Origin of the sequence: Phocaeicola sp. HCN-6420 (assembly GCF_037890145.1) — a bacterium.
Classification (GTDB): domain Bacteria; phylum Bacteroidota; class Bacteroidia; order Bacteroidales; family Bacteroidaceae; genus Phocaeicola.
The window spans coordinates 118,139-137,592 of the sequence record NZ_JBBKBJ010000002.1 but is presented as its reverse complement, the minus strand read 5'-3'; the positions used below and the strand labels follow the sequence as shown (position 1 = coordinate 137,592).

The 19,454-nt window shown below is 41.2% G+C and carries 16 protein-coding genes and 5 tRNA genes; 11 read left to right on the top strand and 10 right to left on the bottom strand.

Translation table 11 applies throughout. The annotated features are described in order from the left end of the window. Positions 1–473 precede the first annotated feature (473 nt). Both WKT12_RS02370 and WKT12_RS02365 read right to left on the bottom strand, forming a co-directional pair. Complete coding sequence (locus WKT12_RS02370; RefSeq protein WP_021970596.1) at positions 474–2,174, bottom strand: S41 family peptidase; 1,701 nt, start codon at positions 2,172–2,174, stop codon at positions 474–476. Positions 2,175–2,214: 40 nt separating this feature from the next. Beyond that, a complete protein-coding gene (locus tag WKT12_RS02365) occupies positions 2,215–3,201 on the bottom strand; it encodes an adenosine kinase (RefSeq protein WP_021970595.1) in 987 nt (328 codons plus the stop codon). A 78-nt stretch (positions 3,202–3,279) separates the two neighbouring features. On the opposite strand from WKT12_RS02365, the gene WKT12_RS02360 reads away from it, so the two are divergent. The 6 genes from WKT12_RS02360 to WKT12_RS02335 all read left to right on the top strand — a co-directional run bounded on the left by WKT12_RS02360 (position 3,280) and on the right by WKT12_RS02335 (position 7,431). Next, positions 3,280–3,353: transfer RNA gene (locus tag WKT12_RS02360), tRNA-Asn, on the top strand. Between the two features lie 25 nt (positions 3,354–3,378). Continuing rightward, positions 3,379–3,452: transfer RNA gene (locus WKT12_RS02355), tRNA-Asn, on the top strand. A gap of 25 nt (positions 3,453–3,477) precedes the next feature. Then, positions 3,478–3,551 (top strand) — tRNA-Asn (locus tag WKT12_RS02350). Between the two features lie 190 nt (positions 3,552–3,741). Continuing rightward, the gene (locus tag WKT12_RS02345; protein WP_021970151.1) at positions 3,742–4,668 is read left to right on the top strand and encodes a magnesium transporter CorA family protein; all 927 of its coding nucleotides are present in this window, start codon (positions 3,742–3,744) and stop codon (positions 4,666–4,668) included. A 59-nt stretch (positions 4,669–4,727) separates the two neighbouring features. Further along, positions 4,728–5,675: a 2-hydroxyacid dehydrogenase gene (locus tag WKT12_RS02340; protein ID WP_021970150.1), complete on the top strand. Its 948-nt coding sequence runs from the start codon at positions 4,728–4,730 to the stop codon at positions 5,673–5,675. A 286-nt stretch (positions 5,676–5,961) separates the two neighbouring features. Continuing rightward, positions 5,962–7,431: an arylsulfatase gene (locus tag WKT12_RS02335; protein ID WP_445323114.1), complete on the top strand. Its 1,470-nt coding sequence runs from the start codon at positions 5,962–5,964 to the stop codon at positions 7,429–7,431. Between the two features lie 443 nt (positions 7,432–7,874). Here the strand turns inward: WKT12_RS02335 and WKT12_RS02330 are convergent. From WKT12_RS02330 to prmC, 8 genes are all read right to left on the bottom strand, one after another. Beyond that, positions 7,875–7,959: transfer RNA gene (locus WKT12_RS02330), tRNA-Leu, on the bottom strand. A 16-nt stretch (positions 7,960–7,975) separates the two neighbouring features. Beyond that, positions 7,976–8,048, bottom strand: a tRNA-Gly gene (locus tag WKT12_RS02325). 76 nt (positions 8,049–8,124) lie between these two features. Continuing rightward, positions 8,125–9,465, bottom strand: coding sequence for an argininosuccinate lyase (gene argH, locus WKT12_RS02320; RefSeq protein ID WP_340318679.1), 1,341 nt, complete (start codon positions 9,463–9,465; stop codon positions 8,125–8,127). Positions 9,466–9,483: 18 nt separating this feature from the next. Beyond that, on the bottom strand, positions 9,484–9,909 hold the full coding sequence (locus tag WKT12_RS02315) for an SRPBCC family protein (RefSeq protein ID WP_021970100.1): 426 nt from the start codon (positions 9,907–9,909) through the stop codon (positions 9,484–9,486). Between the two features lie 104 nt (positions 9,910–10,013). Beyond that, on the bottom strand, positions 10,014–10,649 hold the full coding sequence (gene pyrE / locus WKT12_RS02310; RefSeq protein WP_021970099.1) for an orotate phosphoribosyltransferase: 636 nt from the start codon (positions 10,647–10,649) through the stop codon (positions 10,014–10,016). Between the two features lie 99 nt (positions 10,650–10,748). Further along, positions 10,749–11,438, bottom strand: coding sequence for a ComF family protein (locus WKT12_RS02305; protein WP_340318678.1), 690 nt, complete (start codon positions 11,436–11,438; stop codon positions 10,749–10,751). Beyond that, positions 11,422–11,901, bottom strand: coding sequence for a regulatory protein RecX (locus tag WKT12_RS02300; protein WP_340318677.1), 480 nt, complete (start codon positions 11,899–11,901; stop codon positions 11,422–11,424). The genes WKT12_RS02305 and WKT12_RS02300 overlap by 17 nt, the downstream gene beginning before the upstream one ends. Continuing rightward, positions 11,898–12,740 (bottom strand): peptide chain release factor N(5)-glutamine methyltransferase, encoded by an 843-nt coding sequence (gene prmC / locus WKT12_RS02295; protein ID WP_021970096.1) that lies wholly within the window; start codon positions 12,738–12,740, stop codon positions 11,898–11,900. The genes WKT12_RS02300 and prmC overlap by 4 nt, the downstream gene beginning before the upstream one ends. Before the next feature lie 34 nt (positions 12,741–12,774). Between prmC and ribD the strand changes: the two genes are divergently transcribed. The 5 genes from ribD (at position 12,775) to WKT12_RS02270 (ending at position 19,432) form a co-directional block, all read left to right on the top strand. Then, positions 12,775–13,809, top strand: coding sequence for a bifunctional diaminohydroxyphosphoribosylaminopyrimidine deaminase/5-amino-6-(5-phosphoribosylamino)uracil reductase RibD (gene ribD, locus WKT12_RS02290; RefSeq protein WP_021970095.1), 1,035 nt, complete (start codon positions 12,775–12,777; stop codon positions 13,807–13,809). Between the two features lie 133 nt (positions 13,810–13,942). Beyond that, on the top strand, positions 13,943–15,403 hold the full coding sequence (locus WKT12_RS02285) for a DUF6242 domain-containing protein (RefSeq protein ID WP_340318676.1): 1,461 nt from the start codon (positions 13,943–13,945) through the stop codon (positions 15,401–15,403). Between the two features lie 17 nt (positions 15,404–15,420). Beyond that, positions 15,421–16,158 carry an isoprenyl transferase gene (locus WKT12_RS02280; RefSeq protein ID WP_340318675.1) on the top strand — a complete coding sequence of 246 codons (738 nt, stop codon included), beginning with the start codon at positions 15,421–15,423 and terminating at the stop codon, positions 16,156–16,158. Positions 16,159–16,161: 3 nt separating this feature from the next. Then, a complete protein-coding gene (bamA, locus tag WKT12_RS02275; protein WP_021970092.1) occupies positions 16,162–18,801 on the top strand; it encodes an outer membrane protein assembly factor BamA in 2,640 nt (879 codons plus the stop codon). A 118-nt stretch (positions 18,802–18,919) separates the two neighbouring features. Beyond that, positions 18,920–19,432 carry an OmpH family outer membrane protein gene (locus tag WKT12_RS02270; RefSeq protein ID WP_021970091.1) on the top strand — a complete coding sequence of 171 codons (513 nt, stop codon included), beginning with the start codon at positions 18,920–18,922 and terminating at the stop codon, positions 19,430–19,432. The last annotated feature ends 22 nt before the right edge of the window (positions 19,433–19,454 follow it).

Sequence of the window (19,454 nt, the reverse complement as noted above, 5' to 3'; positions counted from 1 at the left end):
ATTCCTCTTCATTTATGAAAAAGAATATTACCACTAGAAATAACTATTTTTCTCTTCCGAAATTTTTCAATCCTCATCTCAACCACCATCAGCCAATAAATCAGGTAATCTTACGTTGGAGAAATCTCCATATCGATAGAGGATCATATCAATTAATTTAACATTCCTGAAAACCTCAGAAAAAGCCTCGGCTTCTTTTTTCAAAATTTGTACAAAAGATTTTTGTTTTTGTACAAAAATAAAAAAGACATCAAGAGACATTCACAAAAATGATTTCACCGATTAAATAATAGATACTGTTCTTTGTGTGATACTCAAAGCTAACATAGGAAAAAGAATGGTCCGAATGTAAGCCAGCAACTCTAAAAAGTTATATACCTTGGAGGATGAACCTAAAAAAGCCCTCTTAATCTTCATTTTCTGAAGAATAACAGGGCTTTTTCCTCAGGTTAGAAAACCTTGAGAACGATTAATTATTGCTTGTCTGCAACTTTTACAGGAGCCGACAATATCTCTTTGTATTTTTCTGGAGAGTTCAGGACTTCAATAGCCTTATCCAGATCCTCATCATCCTTCAGACGCTGCATAACCGCTCCACGCTGATAAAAGTAACGGGTTGCAATTTCTTCGGCAATTTGCTCCTTTATCGGTTTAGCAAAATAATCAAGATCACGATCCAGATTATGGTTCAATTTCTGTTCCAAAGCCTTAAATTCATCTGCGGCACCCTCCATATATCCTTCAAACTCGGCCACCTCCTTTAGTGTTTTCAGCATTTTCTCACTCTGACGGTCGTAAGTAAAATTGGCAGCCTTGACTTGTTTCTTAAACTCAGCGTAATCGGCATCGGTAATTTGTATCGAATCGACCGAAGTAATTGCCGGATGTGTCAGACAATATTGGGTAGCATAATCGAATATCAAATCGTCGTTCAGCAGATAGAACAAGATATTCGGGAACTTATCTCCCTTCACTTCAATATCCGGACGAATACCTCCGCCGTCGCGAACCTCACGTCCGGCAGCCGTATGGAAAACAGTTGTCAAACTATCGGGGATTCGTGCCACCGAACCATCCGCATTCTTTTTTGCATAGTCGATAGCCTGAATACAACGGCCGCTTGGAATATAATACTTAGACGTGGTCACCTTCAGCGTACCATTATACGGCAACGGACGAGTAGTTTGCACCAGCCCCTTACCATACGTACGCGTACCGATAATTACTGCACGGTCCATATCCTGCATCGAGCCACTCAAAATTTCGGAAGCCGAAGCCGTGTTGCCGTTTACCAGTACAGCCAGAGGCATTTCTGTATCAATCGGCTCGTTTTGTGTCTTGAACGAACCCGCCGCCTGACGAATCTTTCCTTTCGTCACCACAATTTCCTTACCTTTCGGAACGAAGAAGTTTATGATGTCGACAGCTTCCTGCAACGAACCACCTCCATTATCCCGCAAGTCGATTACCAGCGATTTAGCTCCACGTTGTTTCAATTCGATGAATGCCTTCTTCACATCCTTTGCACAGTTATCCGTAAATCCTGTCAGCGACAAATAGCCTATGCTATCTTTCAGAATACCATAATACGGAACCGGATTGTTGCGAATATTCTTACGGGTTATCTTAAATTCCATCACCGTACTGTCGTTCTTCAGCGGACGGAGCACTTTCAGAATAAAAGATGTACCCGGCTCTCCGCGCAAAGCTTCGCTTACCTTCGACGAAAAGTCCTGAGGCTTCATATCGCCACGTACCATTTCTTTTCCACCCACCGAAAGAATGATATCTCCAGCCTTCAGTCCTGCTTCTGCCGCCGGCATACCTTCCGTAGGTTCCACAATGGCTATACGGTCTTTCTTCTTATAATATCGGATAGCAGCCCCTATACCTCCATATTTTCCGGTAATCATTTCCTTCAGACTGCTGACGCCCTCTTCAGGATAATACTCGGTATACGGATCGGTCAGAGCCAACATACCGTTCACTCCGTTCTGAATCATTTTCTCAGGATTGATTGTATCAACATAAAACAAGTCAAGCTCCTTGAAAATAGAATTAAAGATATCCAGATTCTTTGCTATCTGAAAATTACGGTCATCGTCCTTAAAGCTGGACAACCCCAGCCCCAATAAAACGACGAATGCTCCCACCAACGTTCTTTTCTTATTCATAGTCAATGATTTTAACGTACAAATAAACACATTATTCCGTTCAGGCTTGCAGAACAGCTTCAATATTTAACTTTATTTCGTTCCATTTCTTCTTTGTAAGAGCCGTTCCTACAGTCTGAATGACATATCCCGCCAGAATAGTACTTATCTGAGCACATTTTTCGAGCGAATAACCACACGTCAATCCATAAAGGAATCCTGCTGCATAAAAATCACCTGCTCCAGTCGTATCGACAACTTTCTTTACCGGCAAGGGCTTTACTTGAATTTCTTCCGTACCTTTTTTTATCAGTGACCCTTTTTTCCCTGTCTTGATAACTACAATACTGCATTTCGAAGCAATCTCTCCCAAAGCCTCTTCCGGCTCTTTTCCGGTATAAGCACGCGCTTCACTTTCATTGGCAAAAACAATATCAACATATTTTGTTATCAGCATATCGAAAAAATCGCGTTCAGCCTCAACGACATTGAAGCTCGCCATGTCAAGACAAATCTGCAAACCGACTTCTTTTGCCAGACGCATTGCCTTGACAATAAGGTCATGATCCTGCAAAAGATACCCTTCTATATATAAATAAGAATACCCTTCGAACATAGAACGTGTCAAATCATCGGCACACAACGTAGCCGAGGCTCCTAAAAATGTTCCAAACGTACGCTCACCACAAGCAGACACGAATGTGGAAGCAACCCCCGAAGGGCAATCACATTTCAACAAGGAAGTTTCCACTCCCCTTTTCTTCAATGTCTGCTCAAAAAACTTTCCAAACTCATCGGTTCCGACTTTCCCGATAAAGCCTGCCTGAGCATCCAGACCGGCAAGGGCACATATAGTATTGGCAGCAGCGCCACCTGTTGCCCGATGCAACCGTTGTCCGGCTGTCTTTTCCCGTATTTCCAATAATGTTTTTTCGTCTATCAACTGCATGCTCCCTTTAGGCAAATGCAGGTCCTCAAGCATTCCATCATCTTCCATCAGGACCAATACATCAACCAAAGCGTTGCCCATTCCAACAATTTTATCCATTTATTCTAATTTTTTTTGCAAAGATATTGCATATTTCAAAATATCCTACTACCTTTGCGTCGCAATTGAGAAAAACCTTCTTCAGTAGCTCAGTCGGTTAGAGCATCTGACTGTTAATCAGAGGGTCGTTGGTTCAAGTCCAACCTGAAGAGCTAAAAACTCAGATTGCAAAATGATTCTTCAGTAGCTCAGTCGGTTAGAGCATCTGACTGTTAATCAGAGGGTCGTTGGTTCAAGTCCAACCTGAAGAGCATTCTTTTTAAACATATTAAATCTTCTTCAGTAGCTCAGTCGGTTAGAGCATCTGACTGTTAATCAGAGGGTCGTTGGTTCAAGTCCAACCTGAAGAGCAAGAAAGTTCGTCAGAAGGCGAGCTTTTTTTGTAACCTAAAATAAAAAAAACGATTTATGGACGATTCAAACTCGCGAACGTGTACATGTAGTATTAACCTTCTCCTACGGGAGTAAGCCGAGGCTTGAATCTGTCTTTCATTGCCTTGCCTGCTGCCGGCGGACACAAAACAAGAAAGGAGCAATGCAATGAGAAAGTATCTTTACAGCGAAGCCGGATTTGTGGAAATCCCCAACTGGCAACCCAACTGCTGGGTTAACGTAGAATGCCCTACCGACGATGATTTCAAATTTCTTCAGGAAGAACTGAAAGTCCCAACTTCTTTTTTAAACGATATAGCAGATACCGATGAACGTCCCCGTACCGATACGGAAGGGAACTGGTTGCTCACGATCTTACGTATTCCTATACAGACACGCAACCAGAAAGTACCTTATACAACTGTTCCCATCGGCATTATAACCAACAACGAGATTATTGTATCTATTTGCTATTATTCCACCGAAATGATTCCTGATTTCATTCAGCATACCCGCCGCAAGGCAATCAATGTACCCAACAAGCACGAACTGATTTTACGTATCATTTATTCCTCGGCCGTATGGTTTCTGAAATACCTGAAGCAGATAAACAATGAAGTAAGTACAGCCGAGAAAGAGCTTGAACGAAGTATCAGAAACGAGGATTTGCTCCGCCTGATGAACTTACAAAAGACATTGGTATATTTTAATACTTCTATTCGTGGCAATGAAGTTATGGTTGGCAAGCTGCAAAACATTTTTAATGAAAAAGATTATCAGAACCCGGAACTGACAGACGACGTACTGATTGAACTAAAACAGGCACACAACATGGTAAACATTTACAGTGATATTCTGACCGGAACCATGGATGCCTTTGCTTCCATCATATCGAATAATGTGAATACAATCATGAAACGCATGACAAGTTTGTCCATTATCTTGATGGTACCCACACTGATAGCCAGTTTTTACGGAATGAATGTCGACATACATATAGAAGAGCTTCCTCATGCTTTTTCTATCATTGTATTCTCTTCAATCTTCCTTTCGGCTATGGCATTTGTCATTTTCCGAAGAATAAAATGGTTCTGATGACCATTTGATAATACACATATTCCGAAAATTCATCTACATTAAACAATAATAGAATAATGAAAATCGTATTATTAGAATCGCTGGGAATTAGCGAAGCTTCTTTGCAACGTCATGTAGCTCCGCTGACAGAGGCCGGACACGAGTTTAAGGCATATCCTAAAAACACAGATCCGGCTGTTCAAATAGAAGAAGCTAAGGACGCCGACATTATCATGATAGCCAATATGCCACTTAGCGCAGAAGTTATCAACAGCTGTTCAAAACTTAAATATATTGACGTAGCCTTCACAGGGGTAGATCATGTAGCCCTCGAAGCCGCCCGTGCTAAAGGAATTCAGGTAAGCAATGCTGCAGGATACTCTACACAATCGGTAGCAGAACTTGCACTCTGCATGATGATCTCCTTGCTGCGAAATGTCCCTCAGGTATCAGAACGCTGCAGGGAAGGAAAAACAAAAGATGGTTTAGTAGGATGTGAACTGAGAGGGAAAACAGTCGGTATCGTAGGAGCAGGAGCTATAGGAACTCGCACAGCCGAACTGTGTCATGCGTTCGGATGTACGGTCTTAGGCAACAAACGCCATGTAACGGGCAATGAACCTTCGTTCATTCATTTCGTTGCGCTAAATGAGCTGTTGGAAAAATCGGATATCGTATCGCTCCACTGCCCGCTTACTCCCGAAACACATCATTTAATGAATGCAGAACGTATCAGCCACATGAAACCGGGAGCTTATCTGATCAATACTTCCCGAGGAGGAGTAGTCGACTCTGAAGCACTGGCTCAAGCGTTGAACGAAGACCGCCTGCGTGGGGCAGGTATTGATGTTTTCGAAAATGAACCTCCCCTCGATACCAATCACCCGTTACTGCACAGTAAAAATACAATTGTGACTCCACATGTTGCGTTCGCTTCAGCCGAATCGATGGAAGCCCGTGCCGAAATCGTTTTCCAGAATATTAAAACCTGGATGGAAGGAAAGCAACAGAATGTCATTTTATAAATGATTTTTTACCTTTTCACATAGAAGTAACTATAGCAAAAAGCCAGCCCGATACATAATCAGGCTGGCTTTTTGCTTCATATTCCCACCTGTCAAACCTGCGGTCGAATAATATATCTCAAAGCAGAGCAATGAACTACAATAATATTTTTCTAAATTTGTAAATTATATGCTTCGACAAGAAGCACGAAAAGAAAACACAATCCGGACTTTTATCGGACAGAAGCAAATAACCCCTAAGAATATAAATATTATGAAAAAAGAAGGTCTGATTTTATCGGCTTTAATGGTCGCTTCGGGAGCTTTCGCCCAGCATAATAAGGCTCCAAACATTATCTTCATATTATGCGACGACATGGGATATGGCGACTTAGGTTGCTATGGTCAAAAATTTATAAACACTCCTAATATTGACCAAATGGCAGCAGAGGGAATGCTTTTTACGCAAGCATATGCGGGAAGTCCGGTAAGTGCTCCCTCACGCGCAACTCTGATGACCGGCCAGCACAGCGGACATACTCATGTAAGAGGCAACAAGGAATACTGGACACAGTCGGCTGTCGTAACCTATGGTGAGAACAAAGATTACGCTGTCGTTGGTCAGGAGCCGTATGACTCTACCCATGTCATCCTGCCCGAGGTCATGAAAAAGCATGGCTATACAACCGGAATGTTCGGTAAATGGGCAGGAGGCTACGAAGGTTCCTGGTCTACTCCCGACAAACGAGGTGTAGACGAATTTTACGGATATATTTGCCAGTTCCAGGCACACTTATACTATCCTAATTTCTTGAACCGCTATAGTCGCTCGAAAGGTGACAAGGAAGTGAAACGAATCGTACTGGAAGAAAATATCAAGTATCCGATGTTTGGTGATGACTATTTCAAGCGTCCGCAATATTCGGCAGATCTCATCCATCAGGAAACTCTGAAATGGCTGGATGCACAAACAGGAGATCAGCCGTTCTGTGGAATCTTTACATATACTCTTCCCCATGCCGAACTGGCTCAGCCTCACGATTCCATATTCAACGATTATAAAAAGAAATTCTTTACCGACAAAACGTGGGGCGGTGAAGAAGGATCACGATATAATCCTTCAGATCATACACATGCCCACTTCGCCGGAATGATTACTCGTCTGGATAGTTATGTCGGAGAAATACTTAAAAAACTCAAAGAAAAAGGTTTGGATGAAAATACTATCGTATTCTTCAGTAGCGACAACGGACCTCACGAAGAAGGTGGAGCCGATCCGGCATTTTTCGGACGTGACGGAAAACTGAGAGGACTTAAGCGTCAATGTTATGAAGGAGGAATCCGAATTCCATTTATCGTACGCTGGCCCGGACATATTACAAGCGGAACCACCAATGACCACCAGCTTGCTTTCTACGACATTCTGCCTACATTCTGCGAATTGATTGGCGACAAGAAGTTCATCGAAAAAAATAAAAAAGATGAATTCGACGGAATTTCCTTTGCCCCGACGCTTCTTGGAAATGATAAAAAACAGAAAGAACATGAATTCCTATACTGGGAGTTCCATGAAACCGATCAGATGGCAGTACGTATGGGCGACTGGAAACTCCTTGTCAAGAAAGGGGTTCCTTCATTGTACAATCTGAAAGAAGACATTCACGAAGACCATGATGTAGCAGCACAAAATCCATCGATTGTAAAGACCATGTTAGGTATTATCCAGCGTGAACATCAGCCCAGCGAATTGTTTAAGGTTACACTGCCTAATTTTTAAAAACAATTCATAATCATACGCAAATATATAACAATGGGGACAACAAACTGTGTTGCAAATTACAATTAGATACGCTAACAAATGTCAGTTTGACAAAAAAGTAAAAACCTCATAGATAAGCATTTCAATAATGCAGTGCCCTATCAAGTGATAGCCGCAAAGCTTGTGGCTATCACTTGATAGGGCATTAATTCTTTCACCATCTTTGACGACTACCATGCATGAAACAGCTAAAGAGAAGTAGGGTACATCTATTTTAAGCTATGAGGAACGCCAAAGCCTGATTACCCAAATGCGTTTTAATACAGATTCTGATTTATCCGATCATGAGAAAGATAGTTTCTCCAAAGGTAATAACATCATAATAACAACGCCAAAAGCATCAGGTCAAAAGATAAAAGAAAAACGCCAACTACTCATCATCAAGCAGTTAGCGTTTATCGTACTCGAAGCGGGACTTGAACCCGCACAGCCGCAATGGCCAAGGGATTTTAAGTCCCTCGTGTCTACCGATTCCACCATTCGAGCAGCCTTTCAAAAAAAGAGCGGAAAACGAGACTCGAACTCGCGACCCTAACCTTGGCAAGGTTATGCTCTACCAACTGAGCTATTTCCGCGTTTACGGGTGCAAATGTAGGGAGTTTTATAATAAGCTCCAAACATTTCTCCCGTTTTCTTATCAAAAAAACTTTTTTAACGACCTAAAAGTTGCTTTTCTGCCTGCTCAACAGCTGCAAAATTAAAGTCTTTCAAAACTTTTTCCATCAACTCGGTAATTTTATCATTACACAAATTGCCAATGCTTCCGGCGTGAGTATGATGTACTTCTTTGCTATGTGTAAAGTTGCCGGCTTCAATATCCAGCCCTACTTTCTTATAAGCATCGCGGAAAGGCATACCCTCTGCTGCCAGACGATTCACTTCCTCTACACTAAACATATAGATGTATTTATCATCATCCAATATATGTTCGTTTACCTTAATTTTATCCATGATATAAGCAGACATGCGCAAGCAGTCCTTCAACTCATCGAATGCAGGCAGAAATACTTCTTTAATAATTTGCAAATCGCGGAAATATCCTGACGGCAAATTGTTCATTATCATCATAATCTGCTGAGGAAGTGATTGTAATTTATTGCATTTTGCACGAGTCAATTCGAATACATCAGGATTTTTCTTATGCGGCATGATACTGGAGCCCGTAGTACATTCGTCCGGAAGCTTCACAAAACCAAAGTTCTGACAACTGAACATACAAGCATCGAAAGCCATCTTAGAAACAGTCCCCGCAACAGAAGCCAAAGCAAAAGCTACATTACGCTCCATCTTTCCACGCCCCATCTGAGCATAAACCACATTATAGTTCATTGAGTCAAATCCCAACAAACGAGTTGTCATTTCACGATCGAGGGGAAATGAAGAACCATAGCCAGCGGCTGAGCCCAGAGGATTGCGATTACACATCTTATATGCAGCCTGAAGGAACATCATATCATCAACCAGACTCTCGGCATATGCCCCAAACCACAAACCAAATGAGGAAGGCATAGCTATCTGCAAATGAGTATATCCAGGCATCAAGACATCCTTATATTTATTACTTTGGAAAATCAGCACATGAAACAAGTCTGCTACAGCTTCAACTATCTGCTTAAGCTGCTCACGAGTGAAAAGTTTCAAATCAACCAGCACCTGATCATTTCGAGAACGTCCGCTATGTATTTTTTTACCGATATCTCCCAGTTTACGCGTCAGCATCAGCTCTACCTGAGAATGCACATCTTCTATACCATCCTCAATAATAAACTCTCCGCGTTCGGCAGATGCATAAATATTTTTCAATTCATTCAGCAAGACTTGTAATTCATCAGCAGTCAACAGCCCGATACTCTCCAGCATCGTGATATGAGCCATCGAACCCAATACATCGTGTTTTGCCAGATAAAGATCCAGTTCACGATCTCTCCCAACGGTAAAGCGGTCTATTTCCTCGTTTACCTGAACACTCTTTTCCCAAAGTTTCTGAGCCATAGTTTTTATTGATTAATATTAATACGGTATCATAGCCAGCATATCAGCCAGTTTCTCAACTCCTTCCTGAAGCGGTTTCGAAATCATCGCCTTCATAAACATGTTTACTTCGGCACGAATAGTAACTTTCATCTTAGCCTCTTCGTCTGTAACCGGAAGTATCTGTATCCACAAATTCAAAGGAACAGGAGTCTTATCTCCCTCGAATTTGACACACTTCATCGGTTCACGCTCGATGATACGCAAAGTCAGGCTGATTCCTTGTACCTTCACGGTCAAAGAATCTCGATCGAAAGACAAATCTTCCACCTTTCCTTGCAATTTTTCCTTCATCATGTCCAGACGTTCACGTACTGATTCCAAGTTACTCAGGTCGGACAACTTAGTATATACTCGTTCCTGGCTATAAGGAACATGCTTTACAGTGCTTTCAAATTGTACCATAAGCTGTTTTTACATAAAAAAGAACACGGATTGCATGGATAACACGATTTGCTGAGAAACCGTGCACTCCGTGTAATCCGTGCTCCAATATATTTAACGTTGAATTATTTTCCTGTCCAATGTGCAGGGTCTTTTCTCCAAGCCTGAAGAACCGGAATATCCTGTTCGTCGATATAATCAGTTTTCAAAGCTGCATCCAAAACAGCATTGTAATTGGTCAGTGTTACCAATTCTACCTTTGCTTCTTTGAAAGCTTCTACTGAAACATCGAATCCATAAGTGAAAGAAGCAACCATACCGATAACTTCGCATCCATTACGACGGATAGCATCAACTGCCTTCAAACTACTTCCACCTGTAGAAATCAAATCTTCTACAACAACCACTTTCATACCTGGACGAAGCTCACCTTCAATCAGATTTTCCAATCCATGATCTTTAGGGCTTGAACGTACATATACAAACGGAAGGTTCAACTCTTCTGCCACCAAAGCACCCTGAGCAATTGCTCCTGTTGCAACACCGGCAATAGCATCTACCTCACCAAACTTTTCAAGAATTACGCGACACAATTCCAACTTTACAAAATTACGCAAAGTAGGATAAGACAATGTCTTACGGTTGTCACAATAAATAGGCGATTTCCAACCTGAAGCCCAAGTAAACGGGTTAGCTGGCTGAATCTTTACGGCTTTTACTTTTAATAATTTCTCTGCAAATAATCTTTCCAAAGCTTTCATAACCTTAATATATCTGATAAACGTTGGTGCAAAATTATGTAAATCCTACGTGAATATGAAATATATGTGTACATTTTTTAGTTAAAGAAAGCATATTATTTATCTTGCCCATGCCAAAGTTAGCACACTTATTCTTATATTTTTCAGTTCAAATAAAGCATCAGCACAAGCTATCAACGTAGCACCTGTCGTCAGCACATCATCTACTAATAAAACATGCTTTCCCTCTAAACAAGATGCTGTTACAGTTGCCTGAAACAAACCTTCTACATTCTTCCAACGCGCATATCCGCTTTTATGGGTTTGTGTAGCATTATTACGTGAACGGATTATTGCATCCGTAACAAGAGGTATACCTGTAACCTTTGATATTCCACTGGCAAGAAGCTCACTCTGATTATATCCACGCTGACGTAAACGAGCACGATACAATGGAACAGGCAACAAACAATCCACTCCTTCAAAAAAGCCGGAAGCAAGCAGCTCACCTGCCATCAACTCTCCCATCTTGCAACAAAGAGTTTTACGTCCATGATACTTCATAGCATACAGAATCAAAGCTACATCTCCTCCTTTGGCGTAATAAAAGAGTGAAGAGGCACGAACAATAGGAAAGCGTCCCCAAAAACATTTTTCCATTTCATTACCGGGGGTATTACCTAAATTAGTATAAGGCAATGACGAAAAGCAGGATATGCAAAGTCCTTCTTCTCCCACTAACAGTTTTCTTCCACACGACAAGCACAAACGTGGAAAGAAAAAATCTCGTATGTCAGTCCATAAACTCATCGGGATCTATCTGCTTTACGTAACGTAACACTTCACCCATCGTAAATCCTCTACCGACTGCAAAACGAATCAGCTTGGTATTACGCTCATATTCATTTTTCCCCGAGACCGACTTACTTTTCTGACGCAACAAATCGCGTAGGCCTTTTGCATATTCTTCCTCATCAATTTCAGCCACTCCAGCTTCAATCTCTTCTGAAGACAAGTGTTTCATACGTAATGCCTGAACAATTTTTACTCTTCCCCAGCGCGCGAAACGGTATTTGTCGCGCACGAAAGCTCGACAAAAACGAACTGAATCTACATAGCGTTCTTTTTGTAAATGCTCCAATATGCGCTCCGACATTTCTCCATCAGCTCCCCATTGAATAAGCTTAGCCATTACTTCAGCAGGACAATGTTCTGTAGTAGAACAATATGCTTCAGCCTTATATTTCAACTCGTCTTCTGTATATTCTTTCATGGTCTGGATGCTTTTATCATACGATCATTACCATACTGGTCCTTCCGCAATTCGACAGATTTATATCCCATCTGCTGCAATAGCTCAACTGTTTCTCTACCATAAGCTCGGTTTATTTCGTAATATAATACACCTTTCGGAGATAAAATATTGCATCCCACTTCCGCTATTCTTCTATAAAACAGCAAAGGATCGTTATCTGGAACAAACAATGCCAGCTCAGGTTCCCAGTCCAAAACGTTACGTTCCATATCGCTCCGTTCTTTTTCTGTAATATAAGGTGGATTACTAACCAAAATGTCAGTATAAATTTCAGGAAGCGTAGTGCTGAGTATATCAACTTGAGCCAATGTTATTTCAGCTCCATTCAAACGTTTATTCCGCTCTGCTATCGCCAAGGCTTCAGACGACACATCCCATGATGTCACTCTACTATTAGTCAAACGTTTAGCCAGTGCAACAGGAATACATCCACTGCCTGTTCCTACATCAAGTATCCGAACTGCTGATTCGTCCGCATAATCTGACACAATCCAGTCTACCAGCTCCTCCGTTTCCGGACGAGGTATCAACACGCCAGGAGCAACCTCAAAAGATAAGCCACAAAAAGTAGTTTTACCTAATATATATTGTAATGGTTCATACCTTTTAAGGCGAGAGAGAATATCTTCCAGCTTGGCACACTCTTTCGTAGAAAAATTCATATCTTTGCCCGCATAGAGGTCTATTGTGGAAAGACAGAACACATCTGTCAATATCCACTTTGCCAATGCCGATGCTTCCGAATCGGAATATATGCCTGCGAGCGATTGCTTGATATAAGTATATGTAGGATGCATAGGTACAAATGTAAGAATAAAAAAGAAACGGACTATGACAAAAGACGAAAAATATATCCGGCGTTGCATTCAACTGGCACGCAACGGAATGTGTAATGCTGCCCCTAATCCCATGGTAGGAGCTGTAATTGTTCATAACGACCGCATTATCGGCGAAGGTTATCATGCACGCTGTGGAGAAGGGCATGCCGAAGTCAATGCCATTCGTTCGGTAAAAGACGAAAGTATGCTCCGGGAATCAACCATTTATGTCAGTCTCGAACCGTGTTCTCACTATGGGAAGACACCACCCTGCGCCGATTTAATTATAAGAAAAGGAATTCCTCGTGTAGTAGTGGGATGCGTCGATCCCTTTTCGCTTGTTTCAGGCAGAGGCATCCAAAAGTTAAAAGATGCAGGAATCGACGTAAAAGTAGGGATACTGGAAGATGAATGCCGTAAGTTGATCAAACGCTTCATAACATTCAACACCCAACAACGTCCATACATTACCTTAAAATGGGCCGAGTCGGCAGATGGTTTCATTGATATAAACCGAAAAGAAGGCCAGCCTGTTGTCCTGTCTACCCCCATCACATCGATGTATGTACACAAACAGCGGGCAGAACATCATGCAATTCTGGTAGGCCGAAAAACTGCATTATTGGATAACCCTTCACTAACAACACGCAACTGGTATGGAAAAAATCCGGTTCGTCTGGTAATAGACAAGGAGCTTACTCTTCCTGCATCACTGAAACTCTTCGACGGAAGTACACCGACATGGGTATTTACAGCCCTCGACAAAGCCTCTACACCACAAGTTACTTATTTTAAACTGGACTTTAGCCAGAGTATCCTTCCGCAAATTCTACAAAAGCTTTACGAAAACAAGTTGCAAGCATTACTTGTAGAAGGAGGCAGCCAACTGTTACAATCTTTCATAGACGAAGAACTTTGGGATGAAATTTACGTAGAACACGCTGTCAAAATCCTCGGAGATGGCATAAAAAGCCCTGTCATACCCAACGGATATAAGAAAGACTTTCTGTTACGTGATGGTGTTACAGTAACTCATTATGAGAGATAAGCAAAAAAATATGCCAGTTCGTAGATAAAAAAGTTACGCTTATCCATAATTTTATATAAAACTTGACATAAAAGTTCCTATTCGAAAAAAAACTTTCTACTTTTGCAACTTGTAATCAAAGACCATTTTATAAATGAAAATAAAGTTTTTACCTATACTACTGGTTAGTTTATTGACAGCAATGTCGACTATGACTTCTTGTCTTGACAGTGATATTGAGCAAGTTACTTATAGTTCGGAAACCAGTATTACATCATTTTCACTCGGAACGTTACACGTTAAACGAGTAGGAAAAGATTCTAAAGGAGAAGATTCTACGTATACCGATACTATTTCCATGGCGAATTATCCGTTTACTATCGATCAGACAATGAGAACGATAGAGAACAAAGACTCTCTCCCGGTAGGAACAGATATATCAAGGGTAATAACGAATCTCACAGCTGACACAAACTATATTTTATATGGTAAGATTGATTCGGAAGGAGCAGAGCCGCACGATACACTTTGGACTTCAACCGATTCTATCAACTTCGCAGTTGCTCCTGCTGAAGGATTGGCTTTCACAGTTTGGGCTTACAGCGGAGTTAAAGGAAGAGCCTATCATGTAAAAATCAACGTACACAAACAGGAGCCAGACTCATTACAATGGAGCAAAGAGCCAATGGGCAGTGAATTTACTTCAGGCTCATTAATTAAACAAAAAGCCATTTATACAAATAATAAGATATATGTATTCGGAAAAACATCAGCAGGAAAAGCTGTTGCCGAATATACCACTGTATCAAACGGCAACCCGGGAAGTACATGGACTGCCATCGAATTACCGCAGCAAACTGATACTTATTCGGCTACATTATGCCAGGGAAATATTTACTTCCTTGCTAATCAGACATTGTATAAACTGACAGAAAGTGGATATGAATCTCACAACACAACGGTAGGCCTCGACCAACTTTTAGCAAGTATAGACAATTCACTTTATGCCCGTACTGCCAACAATGAATCATTCATATACGATGTACAAAATAATACAGGAACTGCAGAGAATTTCAATCTTACCGATTTTCCCGACAAAGGACAAAAAATCCTCTCTGCCAACCTGCCTGTATCTTATAATAGCAGCTTAACCCGTGCTGTCCTTATGGGATATAATCCAGACAAAGCAGACGGTTCCGGCTTCGTTTCCACACGAATGACAAACGATAGGATGTGGAGTACATACAACTACGAACAAGCAGACACATTCAGATGTCCGAATATCGTAGATCCATCTATCATTTATTATAACAAGAATTTATATGTATTCGGTGGTGAAATCACAAGTAAAGATTATACCGATTATAAATCACCATTTAGCGCATTATTCTATTCTACAGATAACGGACTGACATGGGAGCCTGTAAAGGAAGATATGACATTTGCTACAGAAGGTACATCGTTCGTCGACTTGTATAATAGAGGAAAAAGCAAAGGTGAAGGAAGCTACTCATGTGTAGTAGACCAGAACAACTTTATCTGGATCATCTGGAACGATGGCTATATGAGCAGAGGTCGTGTAAATCATTTTGGCTTCCTTCCTAAATGGGAATAAATCTAAATTCAAAAGCTATGCTATATAAAGACCAAGTGGACAAGACACGAATACCCGCCCACATTGCTATCATCATGGATGGCAACGGACGATGGGCTAAGCAACGGGGACAAGCCCGCTCGTTTGGCCATCAAGCGGGTGCGGAAACAGTTCATGTCATTGCAGAAGAAGCGGCACGCTTAGGAGTAAAATATTTAACTCTCTATACCTTTTCTACCGAAAACTGGAACCGCCCTGCAGATGAAGTTGCAGCTTTGATGAGCCTCCTGATGGATTCCATCGAGGAAGAAACATTTATGAAAAACAATATCAGTTTCCGAATCATCGGAGAAACTGAAAAACTACCTGCCGACGTATTAAAGCGGCTGAATCAATGCATAGAACGTACTTCAAAAAATACAGGCATGTGTCTGGTTCTGGCTTTGAGTTATTCTTCCAAATGGGAAATAACCCAGGCTGTCAAGCAAATTGCCGGCAAAGTTGCCAATGGTGAACTGGATATAGACACTATAACCGACCACACCATCGACCAGTATCTGGCGACTAATTTCATGCCCGATCCGGATTTACTGATACGAACGGGAGGCGAAATACGCTTGAGCAATTACCTGTTATGGCAATGTGCTTATTCCGAACTTTATTTTTGCGATACATTTTGGCCCGACTTTAAGGAAGAAGAGCTATGTAAAGCGATCTGTGATTATCAACGAAGAGAACGCCGATTCGGCAAAACAAGTGAACAAATATTGAAATAAGAAATGCGATACTGTTTTTACCTCATTCTATTGACTCTGGCTTGTGTATTCAGTTTTTCAACGGCACATGCACAAGAAAACAACAATACAGAAAATGACCAGCCGGTAATTTTATACAATGGCACTCCCAAAAAGTATGAAATAGCCGATATCAAGGTTACAGATATTGAGAACTATGAAGACTATGTCTTGATTGGTATATCAGGACTGGCAGTAGGTCAGACAATTACTGTACCGGGTGATGATATTACAAGTGCAATCAAGCGCTATTGGCGTCATGGACTGTTTTCTGATGTCAAAATCACAGCAGAGAAAATAGAAGGTAACAAAATTTATTTGTTCATCCATCTGTCATTACGTCCACGTATCACTGATATCCGCTTCAATGGAGTAAAGAAGAGTGAACGCGAAGATTTGCAGGCAAAGCTGGGTATGGCTAAAGGCAGTCAGATTACTCCTAACCTGATAGACCGTGCAAAGATTATTATCAAAAGACACTTTGACGACAAAGGATTCAAGAATGCTGAAATCAATATCGTAGAACGTGAAGATCCTGCAAACAAAGAACAAGTATATGTAGACGTAAACATCGACAAAAAGGACAAGGTAAAAGTTCACAAAATTACGATCGATGGTAACAGTGTACTGAGTGACAAGAAGTTGAAGCGTGTCATGAAGAAGACCAACGAAAAAGGTAAACTGATTAACTTGTTCCGAGCCAAGAAGTTTATCAACGAAAGATATGAAGAAGATAAACAGAAGATTATCGATAAATATAATGAGTTGGGATATCGTGATGCTATTATCGAATTAGATAGTGTTTCTCCATACGATGAAAAGACCGTAGATGTATACATGAAAATATACGAAGGTAACAAGTATTACCTGAGAGATATTACATGGGTAGGTAATACGGTATATCCTTCCGACCTGCTGAACGAACAGTTACGCATGAAGCGAGGTGATGTATACAACCAGAAACTTTTGAATGACCGTATCAGTAACGATGAAGATGCTATCGGTAACAACTATTATAACCGAGGTTATGTATTCTATCACCTCGACCCTGTAGAAGTTAATATCGACGGCGACTCTATCGATTTGGAAATGCGTATCGTCGAGGGGCCACAGGCAAGTATTAGTCATGTACGCATCAATGGTAATGACCGCTTGTATGAAAACGTAGTTCGTCGTGAGCTCCGTACTCGTCCGGGCGACTTATTCAGTAAAGAAGCACTGGAACGTTCCTATCGTGAAATTGCACAGATGGGACATTTCAATCCAGAAAATATCAAACCGGATGTACAGCCCAACTACGAAAATGGAACAGTTGATATCAACTGGGGACTGGAATCTAAAGCGAACGACCAGGTAGAGTTTTCTGCCGGTTGGGGACAAACAGGTATCATCGGTAAGTTGAGCTTGAAATTTACCAACTTCTCGTTTGCTAACCTCTTCCGCAAAAACGATAATTTCCGTGGTTTCCTACCACAAGGTGATGGTCAGACATTAACCATCAGTGGTCAGACCAACGGTCAGTACTACCAGTCGTATAGTATTTCATTCCTTGACCCATGGTTCGGAGGCAAACGTCCGAATTCATTATCTGTATCAGCATTCTACTCTGTACAGACCGATGTCAGCAGTCAGTATTATAACTCTGCTTACATGAACAACTATTACAACTATCTGAGCGGTTACGGAAACTACTATGGTGGTTATTATGATAACTACGAGTCTTACTACGACCCGGACAAGTCAATCAAGATGTTCGGACTTTCATTAGGTTGGGGTAAACGTCTTCGCTGGCCGGATGACTACTTCACGTTAACAGCCGAATTGTCATACCAGCGATTCATGTTGAAAGACTGGAGTTATTTGTACATCATGCTGAACAACGGACAGTATATGAATACCGGTAACTGTAACAGCTTAAGCTTGAATTTAACATTATCTCGTAATTCAACCGATAACCCGATCTTCCCGCGTTACGGTTCAGAATTCAGCGCTTCTTTACAGATTACTCCGCCTTACTCACTGTTCAGTAAGAAAGATTATTCTACTTACGGAAAAGACAACTACGAAGAAGCAGCCAGCATGTATAAGTGGATTGAATACCACAAATGGAAATTCAAAGCAAAAACTTATACAGCCCTGATGGATATCCAGAAATGTCCGGTTATTATGACACGTACCGAATTTGGTATTTTGGGACACTTCAATAAATATAAACGTTCACCGTTTGAAACCTTCTACGTAGGAGGTGATGGTATGACAGGATACAGTTACAACTATGCTTCTGAAACCATTGCACTGCGTGGTTACGAAAACGGTTCTCTGACTCCGTACGGAAGTGAAGGTTATGCTTACATCCGCTTAGGAGCCGAATTACGTTACCCGTTGATGCTGGAAAATTCAACCAGTATCTATGCACTGGGATTTGTAGAAGCTGGTAATGCATGGAACGATGTAAGCAAGTTCAATCCGTTCCAGTTGAAGCGTTCTGCCGGTGTAGGTGTACGTATCTTCCTGCCGATGATTGGTATGATGGGTATTGACTGGGCCTATGGTTTCGACAAGATCAATGGTTCTACTCAGTACAGCGGAAGTCAGTTCCACTTCATCATCGGACAAGAATTCTAAAAAAGAAAGACCAATTAATGAAGAACTGAAGAATGAGAAATGAAAATTGAAAACAAGAGGCCGGCTTGGCTGACAGATTTTTCATTTATCATTCTTCATTATATTAAAAACATCGCTTATGAAAAAAGTCATCTTTTTAGCAGCATTGCTCGTGTGCAGCATCGCCACACAAGCACAACGATTTGCCTTGGTAGACATGGAATACATTTTGAAGCAGATTCCTGCCTACGAACAAGCAAACCAGCAAATGGAGAACCTTTCAAAACAGTGGCAAAGTGAAATAGAAGCAAAGACTCAAGAAGCCAAGACACTGTATGATAATTATCAGAAAAGTGCTTCTACGCTGTCGGCTACCCAAAAGACAGAACGAGAAAACGCCATCATTGCAAAGGAGAAAGAAGCAGCCGACTTGCGCAAAAAATACTTTGGTCCTGAAGGTGAAGGCATGAAAAAGCGTCAGGAACTAATCAACCCTATTCAGGATGCGATATACAATGCCATAAAGGAAATCGCAACACAAAAGAGCTATGATGCAGTAATAGACCGAGCATCGGCACAAAGCATGATTTTTGCCTCTCCACGTATAGACATAAGCAACGAAGTCCTTGCCAAATTAGGATATTCAAATTAATTTTATACTTTTGCAAAGTCTA